Genomic DNA, 4,349 nt, shown 5'->3' with positions numbered 1-4,349 from the left:
CCTTCGCACCGGACGCGACCTGGCCGCGTACCGTCGACGCCGTGTACTGGGAACGGCCGGCGAGCCGGCTACCAGCGACGCTGTGGTCCGCCGCCGGCCCGTCCGGGCCCGCCACCGACCTCGATCCGGCCGGCGCCGGACCGCCGCAGCGACACCCGCCGACGGGCGAGCAATCCCCTTTCGGGCGAACCGCGCAGATCCACCGCATCCTGCCGGACGGCTGCATCGACATCATCTGGAGTTCCGACGGCCGCCTGATCGTCGCCGGCCCGGACACGGTCGCCAAGCTCGCCCGGTGGGCGCCGGGGGTGCGCCACATCGGCCTGCGCTTCGACCCCGGCCGCGGGCCGGCCAGACTCGGGGTTCCCGCCGCCGAGCTGCGCGACCGCCGAACGGAGCTCGCCGACCTGTGGGGCGCGGCACCGGCGCGCCGGCTCGCCGAACGGCTCGCGGACGCGGGTGATCCGGCACTGATACTCGAGTCGTCCGTCGCCACCGGCCCCCGGCATCCGAGGCTGGGCGATCCGCTGGTCCCGGCGATCGTCGCCGGGATCCGGGACGGATCCCCGGTGGCGGACATGGCGCGCGCTGCCGCGCTCAGCGAACGCCAGCTGCTGCGCCGCTGTCAGCAGATGTTCGGCTACGGCCCGAAGACGCTCGCCCGCATCCTGCGGCTGCAGAAGGCGGTGCGTTCGGCACGGACCGGCCGGCGCCTGGCGGCGGTGGCCGCCGACGCCGGGTACGCCGATCAGGCCCATCTCGCCCGGGATGTGCGCGCCCTCACCGGGGTCGCGCTGACCAGCCTGCTCGGTCCCGGCCCGGCCGGGCAAGACTGAGGCCGGCGGCCGTCCCGCTGAGGCTGGTGGCCGTCCCGGTCAGGGCGTCGGCGCGGCCGGTAGCGGGGCGAACAGGTCGACGTGATTGCCGTCGGGGTCGAGGACGGTCGCGTAACGCTGACCCCAGAAGGCATCCCAGGGCGGCAGGTGGCCGGTGTGGCCGGCGGCGAGCAGCTCGGCGTGGATCGCGTCGACCTCGGCGGGGCTGTCGCAGGCGAAGGCCAGGCTCACCCGCCCGGCACCCCCGGGCGCCGGCGTCCAGGCCGGGTCGAAGGAACGGATCGTCTCCTCGGTGTCGAAGGCCAGGCGCAGGCCGCCGGACAAGGTCACCTCGACGTGCGGTTCGGTCTCGGCGCCGGCCGGCAGGTCGAGCCCGAGCAGGCGGTAGAAGGCCAGGCTGCGCGCCATGTCGGCGACGATCAGACCGGTGAGGTTGAACGTGGATGGCATGAACGAACCGTAGGACGGTCCGGGCCGGGCGGTCTTGTCGGAATCGGACGTCGTCGTCCGCGGACACGCCCCGGCCCTCCCCGGCACCGGGGTCAGCCCCGGCACCGGGGTCAGGACGTGTGGGCGGGGCCCGGTAGCCCCGCGGCCGCCAGGATCTCGGTGACGTCAGCGACCCCGGCCGCGTCGGTGGTTGCGGCGGCCCCGCGCGCACCCAGGGCCGCCGGGCGCAGCACCCCGTCGAAGACCAGCTCGGCCGGCCCCCGCAACAGCACGGTGTCGGGGCTCCAGACGACCACCAGGCCGCCGCCGGGAACGTCGACCTCGACCTCGACCGCCGACACCGCGCCCTCCCCGGCCGCAGGGGCTGCGGGGCGCAGGCCGCGGCGGGCGGCCCAGGCCACCGCGACGGCGCACGCGCCGGTGCCGCAGGAGGCCGTCTCCCCGACCCCGCGTTCGTAGACCCGCATGGCGACCCCGCCCGGCCGGTCCACGACGATCTCGACGTTCACCCCGTTCGGGAAGTCCACCGGGGAGAAGACGGGGGGACGGGCCAGGTCGAGGCCGCGCAACGCGGGCACGTCAAGATCGTCGGCGAAGCAGACCGCGTGCGGGTTACCCATCGACACCCCGACCGCCGTGAAGTCGCGGTCGGCAACGGACACCGCGGACCCGGGCCCGGCGGACAGCCGCGGTGGGCCCATCTCGACCGTGACGTCCCCTTCGGCCGGCACCTCCACAAGCCGCAGGCCGGCCCGGGTCGCGATGGTGAACCGGCCGGGCTGGGCATAGCCCGCGGCCACCAGGTAGCGGGCGAACACCCGGGCACCGTTGCCGCACATCTCAGCGATGGACCCGTCGGCGTTGCGGTAGTCCATGAACCAGCGGGCGGTGCCGGCAAGCGAGGCGGCCTCGGGAACCGCGGCGGACAGCACGACCCGCAGAACCCCGTCCGCGCCGACGCCCCTGCGCCGGTCGCACACCGCACGGACCAGGTCCACGGTGAGCTCGAGGTCGCCATCCGGGTCGGGAAGCACGACGAAGTCGTTGCCCGTGCCGTGGCCCTTGACGAAGCGCAGCTGCCGGTCGTCCCGCACGAGGCGATCGTACGGCTCACCCGGCCGGGCCGCCGCCGCGCCTCATCCCCCGGCGGCGCGCACCCATTCCCGCATCCGCTCGTCGGTACGCGCCGGGGGCTTGTACCAGCGATCCGGGCGGCCCCGACCCAGCGCGATCAGCCGGGCGTCCTCCACCGGGACCGGCGGGCAGAACACCGGCCCGATCGCCCGGTCGCAGCCGAGGTCGACCACCCGGGCGGCCAGCCGGGCGGTGTCCACGCCATCGGCGACCACGGTGAGCCGCCGCTGGTGGGCCAGCCGGGCGATCGCCGCGACGACCGCCTCCCCCTCCAGGTCCCGCATCGTCGCCCGCAGGAAGACGCCGTCGAGCTTGACGAGGTCCAGGGGCAGCAGGTCGAACATCGCCAGCGACCCGAACCAGGTACCGAACGACTCGACGGCGATCGCGACGCCGAGGGTACGCAGCCACTCCAGCAGGGGGGGCACCACCGGCGCGGCGAGCCCGAGATCCCGCTCGCTGAGCTCCAGGCCGATCGCCCCCGCCGGCAGCAGCCGGCGCGAGAGCAGCCGGTCGATCTCGGCGACGAAGGCCGGGCTGGCGAGCTGGCGTCCGTCGATGTTCACCCATAGCCGGGGCGGGCGAATCGGCGTGCCTGCGGCCATTCGATGCCAGGTGCGCGCCTCGGTCACCGCCATCCGCAGGACCCACTGGTCGACCTGGTGGACGAGGCCGGCGGCGGCGGCGATCGGCATGAACTCCGCCGGGCCGAGCACGCCGCGTTCGGGATGCTGCCAACGCGGGTGGGCTTCCATTCCCGGAACGGACCCGTTACGCAGGTCCACCTCGGGTTGGAAATGCAGCCGTAACGAACCATCGTCGAAAGCGGCATAGAGGGCGGGAACAAGTGTCAGGTCGGGTGGGGAACCGGCAGCAGCGGAGGGCGCGGTCACATCGATCTCTCCAGACGCCGAGCGGGACCGGCCACTGCGCGCCGGGCGCCGACGGCGCCACGGTTCGGCGCCGACCCGTCCCCCTGGAGCAGTCTGACCGATCACCCGTCAGAGCGAACCCACCAGCCGTAGCACCTGGGTGACATCCGGTTGGTCCAGCCAGACTATCCGCTCGTCCCGGCGAAACCAGGACCTTTGCCGTCGGGCAAAGCGCCGCGTCGCGGTAATTGTGGCCAGCTTGGCCTCCTCGGCGGAGTCCATTGCTCCGTCGAACCAGGCAAGCAGTTGAGCGTATCCCAGCGCACGGGACGCCGTACGACCTTCCCTGAGGCCCTTTTCTACCAACCCCCGCACTTCATCGGGAAAACCCGCACCCCACATTTTCTCCACCCGTTCGGCGATGCGATCGTCCAGGTCGGTCCGGTCCACCCCGATCTGGACGACGTCGTAGACGGATCGGTGCTCGGGCAGGGTGGCTTCGAAGGTTCCGGTCAGCTCGACGACCTCCAGTGCGCGCACGATCCGGCGACCGTTGGTGGGCAGAATCGCCTCCGCGGCCCGCGGCGCACGCCGCGCCAGCTCGCCGTGCAGCGCCGGCGCACCACGGCTGGCCAGCTCCCGCTCCCAGCGCGCCCGCACGGCCGGATCGGTGCCCGGGAAGGTCAGATCGTCGAGGGCGGCGCGCAGGTACAGCCCGGAGCCGCCGACGAGCACCGGAGTCCGGCCGGCCCCGAGCAGGTCGTCGATCACCCGCCTGGCGTCGGCCTGGAAGCTGGCGACGTCGGCGGCGCGCGTCACGTCCCACACGTCGAGCAGGTGGTGGGGCACGCCGTGGCGCTGCGCCGGCGGGACCTTGGCGGTGCCGATGTCCATCCCGCGGTACAGCTGCATCGAGTCGGCGTTGACGACCTCACCGCCGAGCGCGAGCGCGAGCGCGATGCCGAGATCGCTCTTGCCCGCGGCCGTCGGCCCCACCACCGCCACCACCGGTCCCGGCCGGGACCCCTGCCGCGTGCTCATCTTCCCGATCGTGCCA

The 4,349-nt window shown here is 73.9% G+C and carries 5 protein-coding genes; 1 reads left to right on the top strand and 4 read right to left on the bottom strand.

The genetic code is table 11. The annotated features are described in order from the left end of the window. Positions 1–836, top strand: an 836-nt coding sequence (locus NBZ85_RS28220) for a helix-turn-helix domain-containing protein (protein ID WP_261563010.1), incomplete at its 5' end; no start/stop codon positions are given. 39 nt (positions 837–875) lie between these two features. Here the strand turns inward: NBZ85_RS28220 and NBZ85_RS28215 are convergent. From NBZ85_RS28215 to miaA, 4 genes are all read right to left on the bottom strand, one after another. Continuing rightward, entirely contained in the window at positions 876–1,286 is a 411-nt protein-coding gene (locus tag NBZ85_RS28215; protein WP_261553842.1) for a VOC family protein, read from the bottom strand. Positions 1,287–1,396: 110 nt separating this feature from the next. Continuing rightward, the gene (gene dapF / locus NBZ85_RS28210; protein ID WP_261553841.1) at positions 1,397–2,380 is read right to left on the bottom strand and encodes a diaminopimelate epimerase; all 984 of its coding nucleotides are present in this window, start codon (positions 2,378–2,380) and stop codon (positions 1,397–1,399) included. 42 nt (positions 2,381–2,422) lie between these two features. Further along, positions 2,423–3,313 (bottom strand): EAL domain-containing protein, encoded by an 891-nt coding sequence (locus NBZ85_RS28205; RefSeq protein ID WP_261553840.1) that lies wholly within the window; start codon positions 3,311–3,313, stop codon positions 2,423–2,425. A 108-nt stretch (positions 3,314–3,421) separates the two neighbouring features. Further along, on the bottom strand, positions 3,422–4,333 hold the full coding sequence (gene miaA, locus NBZ85_RS28200) for a tRNA (adenosine(37)-N6)-dimethylallyltransferase MiaA (protein WP_261553839.1): 912 nt from the start codon (positions 4,331–4,333) through the stop codon (positions 3,422–3,424). Positions 4,334–4,349 lie beyond the last annotated feature (16 nt).

This window comes from Frankia tisae (genome assembly GCF_025403405.1).
GTDB classification, from domain to species: Bacteria; Actinomycetota; Actinomycetes; order Frankiales; family Frankiaceae; genus Frankia; species Frankia tisai.
This window is presented reverse-complemented; position numbering and strand designations above follow the sequence as displayed.